Origin of the sequence: Streptomyces sp. NBC_00386 (assembly GCF_036063235.1) — a bacterium.
Taxonomy (GTDB): domain Bacteria; phylum Actinomycetota; class Actinomycetes; order Streptomycetales; family Streptomycetaceae; genus Streptomyces.
Window position 1 is genome coordinate 936,374 of record NZ_CP107950.1, and the last position, 23,396, is coordinate 959,769.

The window sequence follows — 23,396 nt, forward strand, 5'->3', positions numbered from 1 at the left end:
GGACGGGGCTACGGGCCACAGGGCCAGGCGGCTACGGGGCTACGGGGCTACGACGTAGCGGCGCCGCCGACCCGGCGCCGCTACGGCTTCCCGGCCCCGGCATCCCCCGTCGGCCCGGAACGCCGCTCGGCCGAGGCGGACCGGTGGTCCGGTGAGCGCCCGGAGGGTTCCGGCTCGGGGCGTGCCCGCAGCTCGGTGATCACGGACCAGGCGACCGACACCATCGGTACCGCCACGACGGCGCCGGTCACACCGGCCAGGATGCTCCCCGCGATGACGGAGAGGGCCACGACCACGGGGTGCAGCCGCACGGCCCAGCTCAGGACGAGCGGGTGCAGGACGTGCCCCTCCAGCTGGCCGATGACGACGATCAGGCCGAGCACGATGAGCGCGACGACCGGCCCCCGGGTGGCTAGCGCGACGACCGTGGCCACGGCGAGCGCGACGGGCGAGCCCACCAGGGGGATGAACGCGGCGAAGAACTCCAGCAGCGTGAGCGGCAGCGCCAGTGGTACGCCCAGGAGGAACAGGGCGATGCCGACGAGGATGGCATTGGTGGCCGCCACGATGATGATGCCGCGCGTGTAGCCGGCGAAGGTCCGCCAGGCCGCACGCCCGCCGCGGTCCCACGGGTCCCGCGCGCTCTCCGGCATCAGCTCCTGGAACCAGCGCCAGAACCGGTCCCCGGAGCGGATGAAGAACAGCGAGCAGAACAGCGCGAGCACCAGACCGGTGACGAACTCCACCGCGCGGCCGGCACCGCTGAGGGCACTGCTGATCAGGACGGAACGGTGCTCGGAGACGAAGGTGGCCACCTTGCCCTGGAGGTTCGACATCACCGCGTGACTCAGATGGAACGGCGAGCCCTCCAGCCAGCGTTCGATCCGTCCCAGACCCCCGGCGAACTCATGGCCCAGTTTGCCGGACTCGCCCGCCACGACACGACCGACCAGCGCCATCACGCCGAGCACCAGCAGGATGCTTCCCAGGATGCTGACGATCACCGCCACGGTCCTCGGCATGCGCCGCGCCAGCAGGTCGGCCAGGGGACGCAGGACCGCCGTCACGACCAGCGCGAGGAACAGAGCCACCGCGACCAGCTGGAGCTTGCCCAGGAGGGCGAAGACCGTATAGGCGACCACACCGATCACGAGTAGGCGCCACGCGTAGGCCGCGGCCACCCGTAGCCCGTGACGCACCAGGGCGCCCTGGTCGTCTCCGGTGCCGTGCCGCCCGTACGCGCCGGCCGTTCGCGCCCGCGTGACCGTCCAGACGCCACGGGAGGAGCGGTTCCCCACGACGTAACGCGTCCGGCGCCCGCCGCGGCCCGTGCCGGGCTCGCCAGGCCGCCGGTGAGGACGACGCGATCCGGCGTTCACCTGTGTGCCACCGTTCTCCCGTCGTCGCGCCCACCCGCCACGCGTGCCCGGACGCGCACCGCCGCCCGGCCTCGGGGAAGGGGGCGACCGGTTCCGGGCCGTCGATCACGCGGGCGTCCTGGCCAGCGTGGTGTCGCGCACCGCACCCCGCAACCCGAAGGACACCCGGTCCTCGGCCCGACCGGCCGCCGCCGTCTCCGGCCCGGTGCACTCCGGCAAGCACACCATCCCTTTAATGTCATTTACGGCATTGCACCCTATATTGGGTCTGTGATCAGGCGGCTGGACCTACTCGACACCGCTGACGACGGCATCACGGAAAGCGAGGTCTTCCGGCTCGCCCTTCAGCACTCCATCGCGGAGCTGGGCTGCGTCGGCGGGGCCGTCTACCTGCGGGGCCCCATGTCTGCCCTGCGTCTGGTGTCCTCCACCGGACTGCCGTCGTCGGTCACGCGCGCATGGGAGATCGTCGACCAGGACGGGCCCACGGCGACCGCCCAAGCCGTACGTTCCGGTGAACGTGTGTGGGTGGCCGCGCTCCCCGCAGACGTGACCGAGCCCAGCGCGCCGCTGCTGTCGCGGTCCGGCTGGTTCTCCGTACCACTGGCCTACGAGGGCCGTGTCATCGGTGCGATCACCTGTCTCACCGGTGACAACGAGGAGCCCACGTCCGAGCAGTGGACGTTCCTCACCTCGGTGGCCGAATGGACCACGAACCGGCTGAAGAAGATGCCGGCGCCCGCGCTCCTGCACACCGACCTCGACGCCACCCCGGTCGGCTCCTGGGAGTGGGACGTGCGCACCGGCGAGCTGAAGTGGGACCAGATGGCCATGAAGGTCTACCAGACCGAGCCCGGGGACTTCGCGCCCGGTGTCGAGACCTGGATGAAGGTGGTGCACCCCGACGACCTCGCGACCACCCTGGCCGCCGTCGAACGCACCATCCGCACCCACGCGCCGTTCGAGGCCGAGTACCGGGTCCGGCGCAGCGACGGGGGCTACACCTGGACCCGCGCGTCCGGTCACGTCGTGCTCGACGACGAGGGCCAGGTCACGCGCGTCACCGGCAAGGGCTGGGCGAGCGACGCCGCGCGCTCCACCCGCGACACGCTCAGCCGTGCCCTGCGGCACATGAGCGACGCCTTCCTGTCCGTGGACGACGACTGGCGGATCACCTTCGCCAATCTGGAGGCGGAGCGCATTCTCGGTTCGGCCGACGAGCCGCTCTTCGGCCGGAACCTGTGGCACCTGCCCGCCCTGCGCCATGTGCCCGACCTGGAGGAGCGGTGCCGGCGCGGCGCCGCGCAGTCCACGGCAGCCGGCTTCGACATCGCGCTGGCCGACACCGGACGCCGCTACGACCTGCGGATCGTCCCCGTCCCCGGCGGCCTCACGGTGTACTTCACCGATGTCACCGATCGCCGTCGCCGTGAGGCCGAGGAGGAGGCGGCCGTCCGAGCCGCCGCCGAGCGCGCGAGCCGGACTGCGGAGCTGACCACACAGCTCGCGGCGGCGACCACCTCCGAGGACGTGGTGACGGCCGTCGCCCAGCGCGTCCTGCCCCCGTTCGGCGCCCAGGGCCTGCTCGTTCTCGTCCTCGAGGACCAGAGGCTGGTGCACATCGGATCCGTCGGCTATCCGAGCTCCTTCCTTCAGCACATGCAAGGAGTCCACGGCAGGGACTTGTCGGACGCCGGTGCCGCCGGGCAGGCGATCCTGACCGGCGAACCCCACTTCTGCTCGTCGCGCGAGGAATGGGGCACGGCCTTCCCCGACGCCGACGGCCTGCCTCCGACCGACAAGGAGGCCTGGGCGTTCCTCCCTCTGACGGCCTCCGGCCACACCTTCGGCGTGTGTGTCATCGCCTTCGACACCATCCGGCACCTCACGGCCGAGGAACGCACGCTCCTCATCACCATCAGCGCCCTGGTGGCACACGCGCTGGAGCGGGCCCGGCTCTACGAGGCCGAGCTCACCCGCTCCGAGGAACTCCAGCAGGCGCTGCTGCCCCGTGAGCTCCCCACCGTGCCCGAGGCGACCGTGACGGCGCGCTATCTGCCGGCCGGGGAGACCTCCGACGTGGGCGGGGACTGGTACGACCTGATCCCGCTGTCCGCGGGACAGGTGGCCCTGGTCGTCGGTGACGTGATGGGCCACGGGCTGTCCGAGGCCGCGACCATGGGACGCCTGCGCACCGCGCTGCACACGCTCGCGGCCCTGGAACTGCCTCCCGACGAGATCATGGGCCACCTCAACGACATCGTGGGCGGCCTGGGCGAGCACGCGTACGCGACCTGCCTGTACGCGCTGTACGACTCCACCGACGGATCGTGCACCATGGTGCGGGCGGGCCATCCGCCGCCGCTCGTCGTCCGGCCGGACGGAAGCGCCCACTTCCCCGAGGTCGCCGTCAACCCTCCCCTGGGCGCCGCGTTCCCGCCGTTCGAGACGACGGAGCTGCAACTGCCGGCGGAGAGCCTTCTGGTCCTCTACACCGACGGGCTCGTGGAGTCACCGCAGCGGGAGATCGACCAGGGCATGGCCCAGCTCGCCGCTCTGCTCGGGGGTGAAGCCGGTTCTCCCGATCTGGAGGTCCTGTGCGACTCCGTGACCGCGGGGCTGCTCCCGGGTGGGCCCACGGCCGACGACGCCGCCCTGCTGATCGCGCGCCTGCACCACGTGGCCGACCGGCAGGTGGCTTCCTGGGCGCTGCCGGAGGGCCCGGAAGCCGCGGGTGAGGCCCGTCGCCATGTACGGGAGCAGCTCGCCCGATGGCATCTGGACGACCTGGTCATGACGACGGAACTGCTGGCCAGCGAGCTCGTCGGGAACGTCATCCGGCACGCCGGCGGCCCCATCGGTCTTCGCCTCCTGTGCAGCGGAACGCTCGTCTGCGAGGTGTCCGACGCGAGTCTGACGATGCCCCGCATCCGGCGTGCCACGGACACCGACGAGGGGGGCCGCGGGCTCCAGCTCATCAACGCCCTCTGCGAGCGCTGGGGCAGCCGCTACACCCCGGACGGCAAGGCCATCTGGACCGAGCAGGCCCTTCCCGACGCGGCGGAACCGGCGGACGAGGAGCGGCCGGCCGGTTCCTCCGGCCCTCCGTCCTGAGGCGCCGGACCTGGACCGCCTCGGCTCCGGGCAACGGCCGGTGAGGCCAGTCAACTCCCCCCGCCCGCATGGGCGTTGCCCTCGTGGGCAGCGCATCGACCGCGCCACGGGGGCAACTACGGATGTGCTGCGGTCAACTGCGCGCGAAGTCCAGCAGGTCGGCGTTGAACACCTCGGCGAACTTCGGCACCATGGCGAGGCCGTGGGGAGCGCCCGGGTACACCTTGTAGACCGCGTCCTTGACGAGTTTCGAGGACTTGTCCCCGGAGGCCACGATGGGAACGATCTGGTCGTCGTCGCCGTGCACGATGAGGGTGGGGACGTCGATCTTCTTGAGGTCCTCGGTGAGATCGGTCTCGGAGAACGCTTTGACGCAGTCATAGGCACCCTTGATGCCTACGGTCATTCCCCACAGCCAGAACTCGTCGCGGGTTCCCTGGGTGACGGTCGATCCGTCGCGGTTGGCACCGTAGAACGGGGCGCTGAGGTCCTTGTAGAACTGCGACCGGTCGGTCTCGACGCCCTTGCGGATCTCGTCGAACACGTCGATCGGCAGACCCTCGGGGTTCTCCGCCGTCTTGAGCATGAGCGGCGGGATCGCGCCGACCAGGACCGCCTTGGCCACCCGGCGGGTGCCGTGCCGGCCGATGTAGCGGGTGACCTCGCCACCGCCGGTCGAATGGCCGACCAGGATGACGTCCCGGAGGTCGAGTGCTTCGATGACCGCCGCCAGGTCGTCGGCGTAGGTGTCGAGGTTGTTGCCGTCCCAGGGCTGGCCGGACCGTCCGCCACCGCGCCGGTCGTGGGCGATGGCCCGGAAGCCGTTGTCCGCCATCACCTTCATCTGGGCGTCCCAGGCGTCCGCGGTCAGTGGCCAGCCGTGCGAGAAGACGACCGGCTGACCCGATCCCCAGTCCTTGTAGAAGATCTGCGTGCCGTCCTCGGCCGTGGCGAAGGGCATGTGTGGTTCCTCTCCAGCTGGTACGGAATTCCACGCTTCACGCGATTTCGGTGCCCGCGCCGGGCTGTGAACGCCGAATGCCACGCCACGGGCAATGGCGGACGCACGGGGGCGACGGAGCGGTCGACAGCACAGAATGACCGGAATGGGCACGTCGTCCGCATTACTCTAGCCGAGGGACCGCCCATCGGCGCGCCGGGCAGGTGCCGCCTCCGAAGCCACAGGAAGCACTGACCCGCCGGAGCGATCTTGCTTGTCCCGGCGCGCGCAGTTCACCGGATTCCGTATCCTCCGGTCGCGCCCGGGCGTTGGCGCGGTGACCGAATCGATCACCGAGTCCGGAGCCGGCGTGCCCGTTCCCCGAGTACCGTCCCCGCCCCCTGGCCTGCTGGCCGCACGGGTGCAGGATCCGTATCCCTACTTCGCCTGGCTGCGCCGGCATGCACCCGCTCACGCGGACCGCAGACCCGGTCGGCCCACCGTGTGGCAGGTCTCCCGCTACGCGGACGTCCGGGCACTGCTGACCGACGGGCGGCTGAGCAAGGACCCCGGCCGGGTGCCCGGCTATGTTCCGGGGCCGGCCGGACTGAACCGGCATCTGGTCCACGCCGATCCCCCGGACCACACCCGGCTGCGGACCCTGGTGAACGCGGCGTTCGTCCCCCGTCGTATCGCCCGGCTGGAACCCTTCATCGCGGACACCGCGAACCGCCTGCTGGACGACATCGAGCACGACACCCACATCGATGTGATCGCGACGTTCGCGGCGCCTCTCACCTTCCGGATGATCTGCGCGATCCTCGGCGTCCCCGAGGAGCTCGACGACGCGGCGACCCGGGACACCCTGATGGCCACGATCGCCCCCGATCCGGGCCGGGACCCGGCCCGGGTGGAAGCGGACCTGCACACCCTCCTCGACACCCTGATCACCGGCAAGCGCGCCGGGGGCGAGCCCGGTGGAGTGGACCTGCTGGGCGCTCTCGTACGGGCGGGCGACACCAGCGGGGCGATGAGCGAGGAAGAACTGCGCTCAACCGCCTACCTCCTGCTGCTGGTGGGCCACGACACCACCATGAACCTCATCGGCAACGGCATGCTCGCCCTGCTCCGGAACCCGGACCAGGCCACCCGGCTGACCGGACCCGGAGCAGGCCCGGAGCTTGTCGGCACGGCGGTCGAGGAGCTGCTCCGCTACGACTCCCCCGTGCGCGACGCCACCTTCCGGTGCGCCACGAAACCGATCAGCCTGCACGGTCAGCTGATCGGCGAGGGTGACATCGTCAGCCTCCTGATCGGCTCCGCCAACCGGGACGGCGCCCGCTTCCCGGACGCGGACCGGCTCGATCTGGGCCGGACGCCCAATGACCATCTCGCCTTCGGTCACGGCCCCCACTTCTGTATCGGCGCCGCCCTGGCCCGACTCGAAGGCGCCGTGGCCCTCCCTCTGTTGCTCCGGCGTCTGGGCAGGGTGCAGGTGGCCAAGCCCGCCGACGAACTCCCCTGGCGGCCCGCCCGGGTGATGCGCGGACTGGCGGCACTGCCGGTCGTACGCACCTGACCTCCTCCGCACCGCCTGCCCGCACGGCCTCCTCGCCCGCGTGCCCGCACACCGGCACGGCCCTCCCCGCCCGCGTACCTCCCCTCCCGCATGTCCGCATGCCGTACATCCCCCGACCAGGAGCACACCGCATGGACAGCCACGAGACCGTAGTGATGACGACCGAACCACGCCCGGGCGTCCTGCTCATCACCCTCAACAGGCCCCGCGTCCGTAATGCCGTCGACCAGGCGCTGGCCGACGCCTTGGACTCGGCGCTCACTCGCCTGGATTCCGACCCGTCGCTGTCCGTCGGCATCCTCACCGGGGCGGGCGGCCACTTCTGTTCGGGAATGGATCTCAAGGCCTTTCCCACCGAAGGCGTCCCGCTCGTCGCCGACCGCGGACTCGGTGGACTGACCCGCGCCCGCGTCCGCAAGCCGCTCATCGCCGCCGTCGAGGGCGCGGCCGTCGCGGGCGGCTTCGAACTCGCCCTCGCCTGCGACCTCGTCACCGCGTCCGACACCGCGTTCTTCGCCCTGCCCGAGGTCGCCCGTGGGCTCGTCGCGGCCGAAGGCGGAGCCGTCCGCCTGCCCGGCCGGCTCCCGTACCACGTGGCGATGGAGATGCTGCTGACCGCGGCTCCTCTGCCCGCCCCGGACGCCGCCCGGTACGGACTCGTCAACCGGCTCACCGGCGAAGGCCTGGCCGTCGACGCGGCGCTCACCCTGGCCGATCGGGTCCAGGCCCACTCCCGCGAGGCCGTCCACGTCACGAAACGGATCGTCCAGGACACGCGCGGTCTCGACGATCACACCGCCTACACCGTCCAGGACCCGCTGAGCGCACCGGTCTTCACCACCGGCGCCGCCATCGAGGGAGCCCAGGCGTTCACCGAGAAGCGCCCGCCGGCCTGGAGCCGGTGAGAGGTTCGGGCCTGTGGTCGTGGGGGGGGCGGCGCGCGCGGGAGAGGTGCCGCGGGGCTGGAATCCGCGGCCCTCAAAGGCGCTCCGACGGGGACGGGCAGGACCGTGCGCCGTCACGTTGCCGGTCCGGCCCCACCCCGTCGCCCGTCGTGCCCGAAGAGGTCGCCCGCCACCACACCCCGGGTGGAGAAGGTGACGGGTTCACCCGGCAGGAAGTCTCCCGGCGGGATCCCGGGGTGGTGTCCGTCGCGGGGTGACGGCTGCCCGGAGCGGGGACCGAGGGCCAGCCGGGAGACGATGCGGTAGCGGTCCCCGCGGTAGATCGAGTGGACGTACTCCACCGGCCGGCCCGAGGTGTCCGAGGTGAGGCGCTCGAACAGCAGGGCCGGGGACAGCTCCGGCACGTCGAGCAGGCCCGCCTCGTCGCGGGTCAGGACCGTGGGCTCGATCGACTGGACCGCCTCGCTGACCTGAATCCCGTGCCGTTCGCCGAGGTGTTCGTACAGGTCGCCGTTCTCCAGTTCGTCACCGGTCAGGTCGGGCACGAGGCCGGCGGGGACGTGCAGGTACTCGATGGCCATGGGCGAGCCGTCGACGAGGCGGAGCCGTGCCACGTACCGGATGTCGGCGGCGGGAGAGACGCGCAGCCTGCGACCCACCCGGGCACCGGCGGGCACCGTGCTGAACTCCAGGATCCTGCTGGTCCATGTACCCGCGGCCCGGGGCAGACTGAACGTCCGCCGGTCCGGGACGAGTTCCTGCGTGATCTTCTCGGCGGCGACGAACATGCCCCGTCCGTGCTCGCGCACCAAGAGCCCGGCCAGCACGAGTTGATCCACGGCCGCCCGCAAGGTGGGGCGGGACACCCCGAGTTGCGCGCAGAGCGTGCGCTCGGAGGGGATGGCGTCGCCGGGACGGCGTTCCTCGATGAGTTCGAGGATCGTGTCCCGGACCCTTTCCCGCTTGAGTACCGCGCGGGAGGCGGCGGAGTCGATCTCCATGCGGGACCCTCTCTCGTCGTCGGTGCCGGCCAACTGGTATGGCCCCTGACCCTAACTGGTCTGCCGATTCCCGTGAATTGGTTCCGGCCCGTTTGACCCAACGGTGACGCACACCGCCATCTCCAGCCAACTTCCCTTGAATACAAGGGGGTTGACGGGCGCATTGGTCTATGCCACTTTTCAGGCGACGTCAACTGGTAAGGCCGATCGGCCAACTGGTCAAGCACGGCATGTCTCCACGTGTTCCTGAGCACCCCCACCTCCCGCGCCCCGCGGGAGCCCACCGGAAGGAACTCACATGAGAAACCGCCCGTCCACAGGCCGCCGCCGCGTGGCCCTCGCGCTGTCCGCCCTCCTGGGCGGAACCGCCCTGGTGGCCGTTCCGATGTCCGCCCCCGCCGCCGCGGCCGGAGGCCTCGCCGTCCAGTACCGCACCAGCGCGAGCGGTGCCACCGCCGACCAGAGCGAGCCCTGGTTCAAGGTGCGCAACACCGGCTCGGCGTCGGTGCAGTTGAGCCAGGTGAAGATCCGCTACTACTTCAAGGCGGACTCGGCGGGCGCCGCCTACCGCTTCGCCTGTTCCTGGGCCGTCAAGGGATGTGCGAACGTCACCGGCACGTTCGGCACGCCGGCCCACCCCACCGGAACCGCGGACAGGTACCTGGAGATCGGCTTCACCTCCACGGCCGGCGCGCTGGCTCCGGGTGCCGACACCGGTGACATGCAGCTGCGCTTCTACCAGTCCAGTTGGCAGTCCGTGAACCAGGCGGACGACTACTCCTTCAACGGGGCGCAGACCTCGTACGCGGACTGGAACAAGGTCACCGCCCAGCTCGCCGGAACCACCGTGTGGGGCACGGCGCCCGCGGGCAACGACCCCACCGATCCGACCGACCCGCCCGGTGGCGGCCAGGCGCTGTTCGACGACTTCACCTACTCGTCGTACACCGACCCCGCGATCTCCGCGCACGGCTGGAACGTCCGCTCGAACTCCGGCGGTCCCGGGGTTCCCGGCGCGACCTGGGACCCCTCCAAGGTGACGTTCCCCGTCGTGTCGGGGAACACGGTGATGAACCTCCAGACGTCGACCTCGGGCACCGCCGAGTCCACCCGGCAGACCGAAGTCGTCTCCAGGGGCATGAAGTTCAAGAACGGCACCTACGCGGCGCGGGTGAAGTTCGCCGACGCGCCGGAGTCCGGCCCCGACGGCGACCACCTGGTACAGACGTTCTTCACCATCAACGACCTCACGGCGCCGATGGCCGACGACTACGCCGAGTACGACTTCGAGTACCTGCCCAACGGCGGCTGGGGCGAGCCGGGCAACATCCTCTACACGACCTCCTGGGAGACGTACAACCCCGATCCCTGGCAGGCCGTCAACCAGCACACCGAGGCGCGCCAGAGCTACGCCGGCTGGCACGACCTGGTCCTGACGATCGACAGCGGCAGCATCAAGTACTACATCGACGGACAGCTCTTCGGCACCCACGACGCCCAGTACCTGCCCGAGCGGCCCATGTCGATCAACTTCAACCAGTGGCTGATCGACCTCGCCGGGCAGACCTCGACGGGGGCGCGAGCGTACAACGAGCAGGTCGACTACGTCCTGCACGTCAAGGACCAGGTCCTCACCCCGGCCCAGGTCGCCTCGAAGGTGGCCGCCTACCGCGGTGCCGGAACCGCGTTCGTGGACGAGGTACCGGCTTCCTGACGCGGCCGTCCGAAGGGCCTGTCGGCGAGCGCACGCGCGCTCGCCGACAGGGAGGTTCACACGGCGGGTACGCCGACCGGAACCGGTCAGCCGTGGTGGCCCGCTCCCCGGCCCAGCCCGGCCAGCACCGCGCGCGCCATGGCCTCCTGGCCCTTGGCGTTGGGGTGGGCCGGAGCCGCGGGCGAGGTCGGGCGCAGCGGCTCGATCCAGCGGTCGGCGGGCGCCTTGCACATGTCGTGGCCCACGGTGGGCCCGTAGGTGTCCACGTACTCGGCCCGGTTCAGGAAGGCCACTGCGCGGAGCATCAGGTTGAGCCGCTTGCCGGTGTCCCGCAGATAGGGGAAGTCCTTCGCGGCGAACGGCACCGTCGGGTAGCAGCCGCTGCCGTCGTCGGGCAGGAGGTCGGGGTAGCCGACGACGACCACGCGGGCGTGCGGCGCCCTGGCGTGTATCTCACGCAGCACCCGGGCGACCTTGGGAGCCGTCTGGAGGATGTTCACGGTGAGCTGGTCGTAGCCCGCGGCGCCGTAGTACTGCTGACAGGGGTTGCCGGCGAGGTCCTTCGAACTGAGCCCGGCGCAGGTGGAGATGATCGGGCCGAAGCCCATGTCGTTGCCGCCGATCTGCAGGGTCACCAGGTCGGTGCCGTGCTTCACCGCGTCGAGCTGGGGTCCGTTGGTCCCCTGTGCCTTCCACATCTCGTCGGTCTTCGCGCCGGAGCAACTGACGTCCGTGAAGGAGGCGACCTTGCGGGTGGCCGCGGTGATCGATGGGTAGTTGTGGTCGGAGCGCGCGCAGTTGGCGTCGACCTGCTGAGGGATCAGGGGCCCGGAGGTGTACGAGTCGCCGAGCGCGACGTAGTCCACGCCGTGCGCCGTGTGCCCTTCGCCCGCTTCGGCGGGGGCCGCCGCCGCGACGCCCGCGACGAGCGCGCAGCTGCTCAGCGCGGCCCCCAGCGCCAGGGCGCCCCGTCGCCTGGGACCGTCGTTTTCCGGACGCGTGTGATCGTTCATCGTGCCCCTCCCCTGAAGCCATGACAGCCTGCTGAACGGGTACCGGCGTCCCGCGGCGCACGGGTCTCACGGCGCCGCGGCAGGCCGGACGGCTCCTGCCCGGCAGACCCAACCTGGTCTGTATACCGGCCGGTAGGCCGCCGGAACAGGGGTTGATCGCCCTCCACTTGTCCAACTCTCGTCCCCCGCGCACCGGTTCACCGCGCGTGCGTACGCTCGATGAGCACGGGGTGACGTTGGGCGACGGATCGCGCCGGCCGGGGCGCGATCCCACGCGGCTTACGGCGTGGGTGCCTGCCGCGCGGACGCGCCGGGGGCGGCGTCGCCGAACCGGATGGTGAAGTCGTCCAGAGCCAGGCTGAGCAGGGGCGGACGGCGGCCCAACTCCCCCAGCGGGCCGTCCTCTTGCGCGGTCCAGCGGGCCCGTGCCGTTCGGACGGCGGAGCGCGAGCGGACGGAACTCGTCTTCAGCGCGCCGTCGAGGGTCTGCGTGACGCGATAGGTGAGGGGCCAGCGGCCCGGCATCCGGCGGCCGGGTTCGAAGGACGCGGTGGCCAGGACACCCTTGTCCGTCGCCGCGCCGGCCCGGACGCCGGCGGTCCGGTCGATGTCGAAGTCCGCCATCTCCTTGGGGATGCCCCACAGTTGCCTGCCGCCGGCCATCGAGGCGGCGCTGTCCACCCAGATGTCGGTGACGCAGACCCGAGGGCGGCGGCCGTCCCGTACGAGGACGGCCCGGAGCAGTTCGTTGTAGTGCAGGACGCTGTCGTTCTCGTAGACGACCCAGGCGGCGCCGACCGCGCCGCGCCCGGCGACGGTGACCGGCCGGGTGCCGTCCGCCACCGGGGGCAGTTCGCGGGCCGGCACCAGCCACAGCGACAGATACATCTGGCCCGCCAGGTGCCAGGGTTCCTCGGGGTAGGGCGTCACGGGGTGTCCTTTCCGGTGGGGGGTTCCAGCAGCAGTGCCGCCGGTGCGCCCGTGGGCACGGCGGGGTGCCTCGGCGGTACCGGCCGCACCCGGCGGTAGGGCAGACCGGGTTCGGGCCGGGGGTCCTCCTCGCCACGGTTGGGCCACAGGGCGACGGCCCGCTCGGCCAGGGCGGTGATGGTGAGGGAGGGGTTCACGCCGAGGTTCGCCGAGATCGTGGAGCCGTCGACGACGTGCAGGCCCGGATGCCCGTGCAGCCGGTGATAGGGGTCGACGACACCGGTCTCAGGGTTCTCGCCGACGGTGCATCCGCCGATGAGGTGGCCGGTGGTGGGGATGTCGAACAGATCGCCCCAGGTGCCGCAGGCCTGGCCGCCGATGCGCTCGGCCGCTGTGCGGGCCGCCCGGTGTCCGGCGGGTATCCAGGACGGGTTGGGGGTGCCTTCGCCGGGGCGGCTGGTCAGCCGCTTGCGCCCGGTCGGGGTGCGACGGAGGTACGTCGTCACGGAGTTGTCGAGGGACTGCATGACCAGCAGGACGACGGTCTGCTGGGACCAGCGGCGCGGGTTGTGCAGACTGGGCAGGTCGCGCAGGTTGCGTGCCATCGCGACCAGTCTGGTGAGCAGCCGGGAGCGGCCGCGGACGGGGTCGACGAGCATGGCGCCGAGCAGCCCGAGCAGATTGCTCCCTCGGCCGTAGCGGACGGCTTCGACGTGCGTGTTCTCGTCGAGGTGCACGGAGGAGGTGATGGCGACGCCGCGACTGAAGTCCGCGGCCTTGTCCTTCGACCGGACGCCGAGGATGGCCTCGGAGTTGGTGCGGGTCAGCCGGCCGAGGCGGGGCGACACCCGCGGCAGGGAACCGCCCTCCCGCAGCCGGTGCAGCAGCCGCTGGGTGCCGAGGGCGCCCGCCGCGAAGACGACGTGCCGGGCGGTCAGGGTCCGTACGCGGCGACGCGGGCCTGCGCCGGTGCGTACCGAGGTGACGGCCCAGCCCTCACCGTGCGGGGTGACGTCGGTGACCGTGCGCAGGGCCAGCACCTCGGCGCCGGCGCGTTCGGCCAGGCCCAGATAGTTCTTGGGCAGGGTGTTCTTCGCGTTGTGCCGGCAGCCCGTCATGCACGCGCCGCAGTGCAGACAGGCGTTGCGGTCCGGCCCCGCGCCGCCGAACCAGGGGTCCGCGACGCGGGCGCCGGGTGCCGTGCCGGGCGGCCCGAAGTACACGCCGACCGGCACGGTCCTGAAGGTGTCCGCGCGGCCGAGGTCGTCCGCGGTGTCCTTGAGGAGCCGGTCGGCGTCGGTGAACAGGGGGTTGTCGGTGACGCCGAGCATGCGGCGGGCCTGGGCGTAGTAGGGCGCGAGTTCGCCGCGCCAGTCGGTGATGGCGGCCCACGGCGAGCCCTCGTAGAAGGCCTCGGGCGGCTCGTAGAGCGTGTTGGCGTAGCCGAGGGAGCCGCCGCCGACGCCCGCGCCGGTGAGGACGAGGACGTCGCCGAGCAGCGTCATGCGCAGGATGCCCGTGCAGCCGAGGCGGGGGGCGAAGAGGTAGTCGCGCACGTGCCAGGAGGTTCGGGGGAAGTCGCCGTCGGCGAAGCGGCGTCCGGCCTCCAGGATCCCGACGCGGTACCCCTTCTCGGTGAGGCGCAGCGCGGTGACGCTGCCGCCGAATCCGGAGCCGATGACGAGTACGTCGTAGTCGGGTGTGTCCATCAGGGCCCCTTCGGTACGAAGTCGGCGAGGACCGGGCCGATCAGGCGGGTGATGTTCGCCCGGCGGACTTCCGGGTGTTCGCCCGCGAGGCGCACCGGTCCTTCGAGTCCCAGGGTGTGGGCCGCGAGCGCGAGGTGCGGCAGGAGAACGAGCAGCAGGGACAGCAGGGCGTCGACGTCGGCCCCCTTGCGCAGGTCGCCGGTCTCGACCGCCCGCTCGACCAGGGGGCGCAGGCCGGCGAGGTACATGTCCTGCACCGGGGCGCGTACGGCGTTGCGGACGGCCGGGTCGAGCTCCATGTTGGTGGCCGCGGTGACCCCTCGTTCCAGCGGGTGGCCGGCGAAGTAGTCGAACCACGCCTCCAGGGCGTCGGTGAGATGGCGGGAGAACTCCGTGGAGCCGTCGTATCCGTCGAGCCAGGGCCGCATGGCGGCGTAGACGCGCAGGGAGGTCTGCTCGGCCACGTAGGCGAACAGGTCGAGCTTGCCCTCGAAGTACTGGAACAGCGAGCCCTTGGCCACGCCGGCCTCGCGGGCGATGACGTTGAGGCTTCCGGTGGAGTAGCCGTGGGTGCCGAACTCGTCCATCGCGGCGACCAGGACCCGTTCGCGCCGCACGGGTGACAGCCGGGTCCAGGTGGAAGTGGGCATGCGTGCTCCTGCGTATGACCGGGCGGTCATGTGACCGCCCGGTCATCGTCGGTGCGGTGAACGCGCCCTGTCAACGAGTCCGGCAGGAAAGGGAGTCGACCGGCAGAGATCGCGGCGGCCGGCACCGTCCGGCCGTCGCATGCCCGAACTTCCGCTCACGTCAGGGTCATTGACACGGCGGGCCGACGGACAGCAGCCTGTGACCGCCCGGTCATATGACCGGGTGGTCACCGACGTTGGTTCAGGAAGAGGCGGGCATGGACAGGGTCTGTGTGATCGGGGCGGGCTCGTCCGGGATCGCCGCCTGCCAGGTGCTGGCGGAGCGCGGGATCGCGTACGACTGCTACGAGACCGGCTCGGAGGTCGGCGGCAACTGGCGATATCTGAACGACAACGGGATGTCGTCCGCCTACCGCTCGCTGCACATCAACACCTCGCGCCAGATCATGGAGTACGCGAGCTTCCCCATGCCGGAGGACTGTCCGGTCTATCCCAGCCACTTCCACATCGCCCGGTACTTCGACAGCTTCGTGGACCATTTCGGGCTGCGGACGTCGATCGCCTTCCGCACCGAAGTGGTGCGCGCCGAACCCCTGCCCGGCGGAAAGTGGGGCGTCACGACCCGCCGTCTGGACTCGGGTGAGACCGCCGAACGGGCCTACGGTGCCGTCCTGGTCGCCAACGGCCACCACTGGAAGGCCCGTTGGCCCCGGCCGTCCCTTCCGGGAGCCGAGGAGTTCACCGGCTCGCAGACGCACTCGCACGACTACCGGACACCGGAGCCCTTCGCCGACAAGCGCGTCCTCGTCCTCGGCATCGGCAACTCGGCCTGCGACATCGCGGTGGAGACCTCACGGGTGTCCCGGCGCACGGTCCTCTCCATGCGCCGTGGTGCGCACATCCTGCCCAAGTACCTCTTCGGCGTGCCCACCGACCATCTCACCGGCTCCTGGCTGTCACGGGCCCCGCTGTCCGTTCAGGAACAAGGCCTGCGGCTTCTGCTGCGGCTCAGCCGGGGCCGGCTGAAGGACTACGGGCTGCCGACGCCCCGGCACCGCGTGCTGGGCGCCCACCCCACCATCTCCGACGACCTGCTCTCACGCCTCGGCCACGGCGACCTCACCGTGAGACCCGCTCCCGTGCGGCTGGAGGGCGACCGGGTGACGTTCGAGGACGGAAGCGAGGAGGTGATCGACGCGATCGTCTACTGCACGGGCTACGACATCGCGTTCCCGTTCCTCAAGGACGAGGTGATCGATCCGTCCGACAACGACATCGAGCTCTACCACCGGGTGGTCGCGCCGGACCGTCCCGGCCTCTACTTCATCGGACTGGTCCAGCCCCTCGGCGCGATCATGCCGCTCGCGGAGGCGCAGGCGCACTGGGTGGCCGATCTCCTTCAGGGCCGCTGCGTGCTGCCCGGACCCGAGCGGATGCGCCAGGAGGCCGGCGCGTACCGCGCGAGGCTGGCCCACCGCTACGTCACCTCGACCCGGCACACCATCCAGGTGGACGCGCAGGCCTATCTCCGGGAACTGCGGACGGAACGGCGCAGGGGCACGGCCCGGGCCCGGCGGGGGGCCACCGGCCGCTGAGAGAGCCACGCGCCAAGCAGCCCACGCCCCCGCCCCCGCTCACACCTCGGCCTCACCCCGCGTGATCCAGATCACGTGACATCGGTGCATAGTAGGGCGCCCCCCAGCGTCTTTCCCCAGGTGTACGAGCCGGCAAGTGCGGGGACGGTGCGGATGGGACAGGCAAGAGCCGAAGGGATCGACGGCTTCGACGGGTTCGTCGCGGCCCGTTGGTCGGCGTTGTTCCACCTCGCGCGCCTGCTCTGCGCCGGCGACCGGCACCGCGCCGAGGATCTGCTCCAGGAGGCCCTGGTCAAACTCTGGTTCGCCTGGCCGAAGGTGGCCGACGAGGCGCCCGAGGCGTACGTACGGAAGGTCCTGGCCCGCGCCGCCGCCCGCTCCGCACGGCGGCGGTGGTGGGGCGAACGCCCCGTGGAGGCGCTGCCGGACGTCGCGCACACCGGCGACGAGTCCGCGGCCGTGGTGGAGCGCTCGCGCCTCGAAGCGGCTCTCGCCCAACTGCCGCCCCGGCAACGGGCGGCCGTGGTGCTGCGCTACTACCAGGACCTGCCCGAGAAACAGGTCGCGGAGGTCCTGGGCTGCCCGCTGGGCACCGCCCGTTCCCACGCGTCACGCGGTGTGGCGCGGCTGCGCCAGATCCTGGCGGATGTCATCGAGCCGGTGGGGTGAAGAGAAGAATGGATCAATTCGAGCGGGAGTTGGCGCGGATGATGCGCGACGCCCAGGAACAGACCCCCTTCGAGCCCGCACAGCAGAACAGCCTCCGGGAGGGCGTCCGCGTCCGCCGCCGGATCCGCGCGGCGCAGAAGGCGGCGAGCTGCGTCCTGGCCACCGCCGGGATCTGCGTCGGCGTGTTCCTGCTGCCGCACGCCCCGGACCGCGACCGCCCCCTGGGCCCCGTGCCGCGGCCCACGACCACCCCCACCTCCCCGTACGTCACCCCGTCACCGACCCCGTCGTCCAGCGAGTCGGCCACCGGCACGGCCGAGAACACCACCGGGCCCTCCGGTCCTCCCGAAACGCCCACCACGACGGAGAGTTCGACCTCGGTCGCCTCCGAACCCGGAGACACGGCCACGGCCACGACCCGCGCGCCGGCCACCGAACCGGCGACGCCGAGCGAGACCCCGACGTCCTCGCCGCCTCCGTCGCACCTCGAACCCTCGTCATCGGCCGAGACGAACACCGAATAAGCCCCGGCACCAGCTCCACCGGCGTCGTCCCCGCCCCCTTTCCCCGGCCACACAACTCCCCATCCGCACCCCCGTCGACGCGGTTCGGCCGCGAGCGTCTCCGGCCTGCCCCACGACAGAACACAGAACAGGACACACCATGACGAACGTATTGCGGTCCGCCCCCGCGGGCTTCCAGGGTTCCGCGGATTCCGAAGGCCACGATTCCGAAGGCCGCGAGGACGTGGAGAACTTCGAGGAACACGACAGCGGGCCGCCCCGGGAACGAAGGCCGGGCGAGCGACGGTCCGCGGAAGGGCTTCCTCTCGACCGCACGCCCGCCGACCGTGCGCTCGTGGACCGCCTGCCCGTCCGGCTTCCCTTGCCGGCGGACCACACCGAACCCGTTCTCGACGTGGTCGTCCCCGTGTTCAACGAGGAGACCGACCTGGAACCGAGCGTGCGTCGCCTGCACGCCCATCTGCGCGAGACGTTCCCGTACCCGTTCCGCATCACCGTCGCCGACAACGCGAGCACCGACGCCACCCCGCGGATAGCCGCCCGGCTGGCCGCCGACCTGCCCGAGGCGACGTGGATACGGCTCGACGAGAAGGGGCGCGGCCGGGCTCTGCGCGCCGCGTGGTCGGGCTCGAACGCGCCGGTGCTCGCCTATCTGGACGTCGACCTGTCCACCGAGCTGAACGCGCTCCTGCCGCTCGTCGCCCCGCTGATATCCGGGCACTCCGACATCGCCATCGGCACCCGACTGGCCCGCGGCTCCCGGGTGACCCGCGGACCCCGACGAGAGATCATCTCCCGTTGCTACAACGCCCTGTTGCGCTCCGCCCTCGCCGTCGGATTCTCCGACGCGCAGTGCGGCTTCAAGGCCGTCCGCCGCGATGTCGCCGAACGCCTGCTGCCGCTGGTGGAGGACTCGGGCTGGTTCTTCGACACCGAGCTGCTGGTGATCGCCGAGCGCGCCGGGCTGCGTATCCACGAGGTACCCGTCGACTGGGTGGACGACCCCGACAGCCGGGTCGATCTGCTCTCGACCGCCGTCGCCGACCTGCGGGGCATCGCGAGGATCGGCCGTTCGCTGGCCCGTGGCACGCTGCCCGTGGCGCGGCTCGGGCGCGCCCCCGAGAGCGCGCCGCGGACCTCCCTGACGGCTCAGCTGCTGCGGTTCGGCGCCGTGGGCGTGGTCAGCACGATCGGGTACGTCCTCCTGTACGCGGCTCTGCGCCCGGTGACGGGCCCTCAGGCCGCCAACGCCTGGGCACTGCTGGTCTGCGCCGTCGCCAACACGGCCGCCAACCGCAGGCTCACCTTCGGGCTGCACGGCCGGGGCGGGGCACTGCGCCACCAGGCCAAGGGGCTGGCCGTCTTCGGCCTCGGACTCGCGCTCACCAGCGGCTCACTGGCCGCGCTGCACCACTGGACGCACACACCAGGACGCCCCACCGAGATCGTGGTCCTCGTCACCGCCAACCTGGCGGCGACACTGCTGCGGTTCCTGCTCCTGCGCACCTGGGTGTTCGCCACCGCAGCCCAGGGCGACGGCACGGGAAACGGGCCGCGATGAACGGGCCCGGCCTCACGGCCACGTCGGCACCCCAGGGCAACAGGCCCCGCAACGGGGTCCGTTGGCCCACGATCACACGGCCGGAGGGCACGAACCCGGCCAGTACGACCCCGGACGGCACGAGCCGGGGCGGTACCGACCCGGACGGCGGCCTCACCCGGCGGCAACGGCTGTGCCGGACGGCGGAGCGGCACGGTCCGGTCCTCGCCCTGTACGGCACGATGAAGCTCGTCGGCTTCTGCGTCTTCATGTACCTGCTCGACTCCTCCGGCGACTTCCGCCGGAAGAACCCCCGCTTCGGGGGCGGCGCCCACACCTGGGACGTCCTGGCCACCTGGGACGGCTGGTGGTACCAGCAGATCGCCGCGCACGGCTACCACCCCGCCCTCGTACCGGTGCGCGGCGCAATCGGCCTGATCACCCTGGAAGGCAACTCCGCCGCGTTCTTCCCCCTGTACCCCGCCCTGATGCGCCTGGTCTCCTCCTGCACCGGGCTCGGCCTGCTCGGCGCGGGCCTGGTGGTCTCCGTCGCCGCCTCGTTCGTGGCCGCCCTGGCCATCTACGCCGTGACCGCCCACGTCAGCGGCCGGCGCGCCGGGCTGGCCGCCGCAGGGCTGTGGGCCGTGTGGCCCGGATCCGGTGTGGAGTGGTCCGGCTACTCGGAGTCCCTCTACGTCGCCCTCGCCGCCTGGGCCTGCTACGCCGTCATGCGCCGCAACTGGCTCACCGCGGGCCTGTTGACCTGCGCCGCGGGCCTCACCCGGCCGACGGCCACCGCGCTGATCGCGGCACTCGCCCTCGTCGCGCTCGTGGACCTGGTCCGGCACCGGCGCGCGCTGCGCCGCCTGGGCGACCGCCCCGCCCCACAATGGGCACGGCCCCGGGACGCGGTCCTGCGCCCGGTGGCGGCCGTCCTGATCGCCCCCATCGGTCTGGCCGGCTACCTCGGCTGGGTGGGACACCGGATGGGCGACTACGGCGGGTACTTCACGCTCCAGGACAAAGCCTGGGCCCACTCGTTCGACTACGGCCGGCACACCGTCAAGGTGCTCTCGTCCCTGATGGTCGGCCACTACGACTACCTCTTCGCCTACCCCCACGAAGACGTCATCGCCGCAGGCACCGTCCTGCTGGCCCTGATCGTCCTGCCCCTGCTGTTCCGGCTGCGCCCGCCGCTCGTGCTGACCGTCAGCACCCTGCTGACCATGGCACTCGTCCTGGGCAGCCAGCAGATCTTCGGCAACGTGCCCCGCTACCTGCTCCCGGCCTTCCCGCTCCTCATCCCCTGCGCCACCGCCATGCGCCGGCTCAGCGTTCCGGTCCTGTGCGCGATCCTCACGATCGCGGCACTCGCCTCGGGCTCCTACGCCGGGTACGTCCTGTTCGAGGTCGGCATTCCATGACGGAACGTGCCCCGCACCGGATCCTCGGCGCGGGGCACGTTCCCGCCGTGGCGGGTGTCAGGCGTTCTTGGGCGCCGCCTGCTGCACGACCTCGAACGACCAGACCGAGGACCCGCTGGCGGCGGGCTTCGGACGGTCGCCGCCGCCCTGGTGGGCCGCCTTCATGGGGCCCTCCATCCACGCCTGGAACGATGCCTCGTCACGCCAGCGCGTGTACACCAGGTAGTCGTCGGTGCCCTCGACGGGGCGGAGGAGCTCGAACCACTCGAAGCCGTCGGAGCTCTCCACGGCACCGGCGCGCGAGGCGAAGCGCTTCTCGAGGGTTTCCCGCTGTTCGGCGGGGACGGTCAGCACGTTGATCTTGACTACGCTCATGCACCCATCCTGCCGCACCACGGCCGGCGCACGGTTCAGGGGCCGCCCGATGCCCCGATCGGACGGCCCCTGCCTCGACCCGCTCAGCCGGCCGTGAGAAGCCCGAGCGTGTCGATGACGCGGTTGGAGAAGCCCCACTCGTTGTCGTACCAGGCGACCACCTTGATGTGGCGGCCGTCGACGCGGGTGAGGGCCGAGTCGAAGATCGACGAGGCCGGGTTGCCCGTGATGTCGGACGAGACGAGCGCGTCCTCCGAGTATTCGAGGACGCCGGCGAGCGGGCCCTCGGCCGCGGCGCGGTAGGCCGCGAGGACCTCGTCGCGTGTCACGTCACGGGCCACGGTGGTGTTGAGCTCGACGATCGAGCCCACCGGCACCGGCACCCGGATCGAGTCGCCCGACAGCTTGCCCTCGAGGTTCGGCAGCACCAGGCCGATCGCCTTGGCGGCACCGGTCGTGGTCGGCACGATGTTGACGGCGGCGGCACGGGCCCGCCGGGCGTCGCGGTGCGGACCGTCCTGAAGGTTCTGCTCCTGGGTGTACGCGTGCACCGTCGTCATGAAGCCGTGCTCGATGCCGGCGAGGTCGTCGAGCACGGCGGCCAGCGGAGCGAGCGCGTTGGTCGTGCACGACGCGTTCGAGACGATCGTGTGCACGGCCGGGTCGTAGGCGTCGTTGTTGACACCGAACGCCAGCGTCACGTCGGCGCCCTCCGCGGGCGCGCTGACGAGCACCTTCCGCGCACCGGCGTCGAGGTGCGCCCCGGCCGCCTTGGCCGAGGTGAAACGACCGGTGGCCTCCAGCACGACGTCGACGGCGAGCTCGGCCCAGGGCAGCTGCGCCGGATCGCGCTCGGCCAGCACCTTGATCCGCTTGCCGTCCACGACAAGGGTGTCCCCGTCGACGGTCACCGGGCGGCCGAGCCGGCCGGACGTCGAGTCGTAGGCGAGCAGCCGCGCGAGGGCGGCGGGCTCCGTCAGATCGTTCACCGCGACGACTTCCAGGTCCGTGTCGCGTTCCAGCAACGCGCGCAGAACGTTGCGTCCGATGCGGCCAAATCCATTGATGGCGATACGAGTCATGAGTGATGTCCCTTCGGCTCACTCCCAGGTTCGCGCGCCGTGCGGGGCGGTGACAGCGGCGAGATCGCCATGGTCCGCAAGGATCGCGCCAGCCTGCCGCGGTCGGTCCGCGGCGGGCTATTCGCCCTGGGTGAAGGTGCGCCGGTACTCGCTCGGGGAGGTGCCGAGGATCCGGTGGAAGTGCAGCCGCAGGTTGGCGCCGGTGCCGAGGCCCACGCCCGCGGCGATCTGCTCGACACTCCATTGCGAACGCTCCAGGAGTTCGCGGGCCATGTCGATGCGGGCGCGCATGACCCATTGCATCGGCGTGTACCCGGTGTCCTGCGCGAAGCGCCGCGAGAAGGTGCGCGGCGAGACGGCCGCGTGCTGGGCGAGTGTCTCCAGGGAAAGGGGTTCACCGAGCCGGTGCAGTGCCCATTCACGGGTGGCGGCGAACCGTTCGCCCAGCGGTTCGGGGACGCTGCGCGGGACGTACTGTGCCTGTCCGCCGCTGCGGTAGGGGGCCGCGACCAGTCGGCGGGCCGCGTGGTTCGACGCGGCCACTCCGAGGTCGCCGCGCAGGATGTGGAGGCACAGGTCGATCCCGGAGGCGGCGCCGGCCGACGTGAGCACACTCCCCTCGTCGACGAACAGGACGTTCTCGTCGACGTTGATGAGCGGGTGTTTCGCCGCGAGCGCCCGTGTGTAGTGCCAGTGTGTCGTGGCCCGCCTGCCGTCGAGCAGCCCGGTGGCGGCGAGCGCGAACGCGCCCGTCGAGATGGCCGCGAGCCGGGCGCCCCGCCCATGGGCCTCGATCAGCGCGTCGACGACGGCGGGCGGCGGGTCCTCGCGGTCCGGGTACCGGTAGCCGGGGACGAAGACGAGTTCGGCCCACGCGAGTTGTTCGAGGCCGTGGGCGACGTGGTACGACAGGCCGTCGCCGCCGGTCACCAGGCCGGGTTCCGCGCCGCACACCCTCACCTCGTACGGCATGCTCGCCCGGGTTGTGAACACCTGCGCGGCAATACCGACATCGAGTGGTTTGGCACCCTCGAGGACGAGAACGGCGACGCGATGCAAGGGGGATGCCGGCACGGTGAAGAGGGTACGCGAGCGGGCGGATCCTGCCTGTTCGACGTGCTCGCGCGAATCGTTCACGCGGACCGTTCGCACCGGCCGTTCACGCGGGTCCCTCGCACCGGCCGTTCGCGCGGGACCGTTCGCGCGCACGCTCCTCCGGCCCCCCTTCTCACACCCGTATATGACGCTCCGGC

20 protein-coding genes are annotated in these 23,396 nt (G+C 71.5%); 9 read left to right on the top strand and 11 right to left on the bottom strand.

From position 1 onward, the window contains the following. Positions 1-80: 80 nt before the first annotated feature. Both OG780_RS03945 and OG780_RS03950 read right to left on the bottom strand, forming a co-directional pair. A complete protein-coding gene (locus OG780_RS03945) occupies positions 81-1,379 on the bottom strand; it encodes an AI-2E family transporter (RefSeq protein ID WP_443062098.1) in 1,299 nt (432 codons plus the stop codon). Positions 1,380-1,484: 105 nt separating this feature from the next. Continuing rightward, on the bottom strand, positions 1,485-1,607 hold the full coding sequence (locus OG780_RS03950; protein ID WP_328444710.1) for a hypothetical protein: 123 nt from the start codon (positions 1,605-1,607) through the stop codon (positions 1,485-1,487). A gap of 42 nt (positions 1,608-1,649) precedes the next feature. Here OG780_RS03950 and OG780_RS03955 point away from each other — a divergent pair, with 42 nt between their 5' ends. Further along, on the top strand, positions 1,650-4,493 hold the full coding sequence (locus tag OG780_RS03955) for a SpoIIE family protein phosphatase (protein ID WP_328444712.1): 2,844 nt from the start codon (positions 1,650-1,652) through the stop codon (positions 4,491-4,493). Positions 4,494-4,626: 133 nt separating this feature from the next. Here OG780_RS03955 and OG780_RS03960 read toward each other — a convergent pair whose 3' ends face one another. Next, entirely contained in the window at positions 4,627-5,454 is an 828-nt protein-coding gene (locus OG780_RS03960; protein ID WP_328444714.1) for an alpha/beta fold hydrolase, read from the bottom strand. Positions 5,455-5,770: 316 nt separating this feature from the next. Here OG780_RS03960 and OG780_RS03965 point away from each other — a divergent pair, with 316 nt between their 5' ends. Next, the gene (locus OG780_RS03965) at positions 5,771-7,012 is read left to right on the top strand and encodes a cytochrome P450 family protein (protein ID WP_328444716.1); all 1,242 of its coding nucleotides are present in this window, start codon (positions 5,771-5,773) and stop codon (positions 7,010-7,012) included. Positions 7,013-7,143: 131 nt separating this feature from the next. Next, the gene (locus OG780_RS03970; RefSeq protein ID WP_328444718.1) at positions 7,144-7,917 is read left to right on the top strand and encodes a crotonase/enoyl-CoA hydratase family protein; all 774 of its coding nucleotides are present in this window, start codon (positions 7,144-7,146) and stop codon (positions 7,915-7,917) included. A gap of 113 nt (positions 7,918-8,030) precedes the next feature. Here the strand turns inward: OG780_RS03970 and OG780_RS03975 are convergent, their stop codons facing one another. Beyond that, positions 8,031-8,918 (bottom strand): GntR family transcriptional regulator, encoded by an 888-nt coding sequence (locus tag OG780_RS03975; RefSeq protein ID WP_328444720.1) that lies wholly within the window; start codon positions 8,916-8,918, stop codon positions 8,031-8,033. Between the two features lie 298 nt (positions 8,919-9,216). Here OG780_RS03975 and OG780_RS03980 point away from each other — a divergent pair, with 298 nt between their 5' ends. After that, the gene (locus OG780_RS03980; RefSeq protein ID WP_328444722.1) at positions 9,217-10,632 is read left to right on the top strand and encodes a cellulose binding domain-containing protein; all 1,416 of its coding nucleotides are present in this window, start codon (positions 9,217-9,219) and stop codon (positions 10,630-10,632) included. Between the two features lie 86 nt (positions 10,633-10,718). On the opposite strand, the gene OG780_RS03985 is transcribed toward OG780_RS03980, so the two are convergent. The 4 genes from OG780_RS03985 to OG780_RS04000 all read right to left on the bottom strand — a co-directional run bounded on the left by OG780_RS03985 (position 10,719) and on the right by OG780_RS04000 (position 14,934). Continuing rightward, the gene (locus OG780_RS03985; protein ID WP_328444724.1) at positions 10,719-11,645 is read right to left on the bottom strand and encodes an SGNH/GDSL hydrolase family protein; all 927 of its coding nucleotides are present in this window, start codon (positions 11,643-11,645) and stop codon (positions 10,719-10,721) included. A gap of 279 nt (positions 11,646-11,924) precedes the next feature. Beyond that, positions 11,925-12,575 (bottom strand): acetoacetate decarboxylase family protein, encoded by a 651-nt coding sequence (locus OG780_RS03990; protein WP_328444726.1) that lies wholly within the window; start codon positions 12,573-12,575, stop codon positions 11,925-11,927. Beyond that, a complete protein-coding gene (locus tag OG780_RS03995) occupies positions 12,572-14,284 on the bottom strand; it encodes a GMC family oxidoreductase (protein ID WP_328444728.1) in 1,713 nt (570 codons plus the stop codon). Before OG780_RS03995 ends, OG780_RS03990 begins: the two co-directional genes overlap by 4 nt. Continuing rightward, positions 14,284-14,934, bottom strand: a complete 651-nt coding sequence (locus OG780_RS04000) for a TetR/AcrR family transcriptional regulator (RefSeq protein WP_328444730.1) — start codon at positions 14,932-14,934, stop codon at positions 14,284-14,286. The genes OG780_RS03995 and OG780_RS04000 overlap by 1 nt, the downstream gene beginning before the upstream one ends. Positions 14,935-15,191: 257 nt before the next feature. On the opposite strand from OG780_RS04000, the gene OG780_RS04005 reads away from it, so the two are divergent. The 5 genes from OG780_RS04005 (at position 15,192) to OG780_RS04025 (ending at position 20,686) form a co-directional block, all read left to right on the top strand. Then, positions 15,192-16,529 carry an NAD(P)-binding domain-containing protein gene (locus OG780_RS04005; protein WP_328444732.1) on the top strand — a complete coding sequence of 446 codons (1,338 nt, stop codon included), beginning with the start codon at positions 15,192-15,194 and terminating at the stop codon, positions 16,527-16,529. A gap of 153 nt (positions 16,530-16,682) precedes the next feature. Continuing rightward, positions 16,683-17,198 (top strand): SigE family RNA polymerase sigma factor, encoded by a 516-nt coding sequence (locus OG780_RS04010; RefSeq protein WP_328444734.1) that lies wholly within the window; start codon positions 16,683-16,685, stop codon positions 17,196-17,198. Positions 17,199-17,206: 8 nt separating this feature from the next. After that, complete coding sequence (locus OG780_RS04015; protein ID WP_328444736.1) at positions 17,207-17,722, top strand: hypothetical protein; 516 nt, start codon at positions 17,207-17,209, stop codon at positions 17,720-17,722. Between the two features lie 334 nt (positions 17,723-18,056). Further along, entirely contained in the window at positions 18,057-19,283 is a 1,227-nt protein-coding gene (locus OG780_RS04020; RefSeq protein WP_328457871.1) for a bifunctional glycosyltransferase family 2/GtrA family protein, read from the top strand. Positions 19,284-19,504: 221 nt separating this feature from the next. Next, entirely contained in the window at positions 19,505-20,686 is a 1,182-nt protein-coding gene (locus OG780_RS04025) for a hypothetical protein (protein ID WP_328457873.1), read from the top strand. 57 nt (positions 20,687-20,743) lie between these two features. Here the strand turns inward: OG780_RS04025 and OG780_RS04030 are convergent, their stop codons facing one another. From OG780_RS04030 to OG780_RS04040, 3 genes are all read right to left on the bottom strand, one after another. Then, a complete protein-coding gene (locus OG780_RS04030; RefSeq protein WP_326783741.1) occupies positions 20,744-21,061 on the bottom strand; it encodes an antibiotic biosynthesis monooxygenase family protein in 318 nt (105 codons plus the stop codon). Between the two features lie 83 nt (positions 21,062-21,144). Continuing rightward, entirely contained in the window at positions 21,145-22,143 is a 999-nt protein-coding gene (gene gap, locus OG780_RS04035; protein ID WP_328444741.1) for a type I glyceraldehyde-3-phosphate dehydrogenase, read from the bottom strand. A gap of 117 nt (positions 22,144-22,260) precedes the next feature. Further along, entirely contained in the window at positions 22,261-23,217 is a 957-nt protein-coding gene (locus OG780_RS04040; RefSeq protein ID WP_328444743.1) for a GlxA family transcriptional regulator, read from the bottom strand. Between the last annotated feature and the right edge of the window lie 179 nt (positions 23,218-23,396).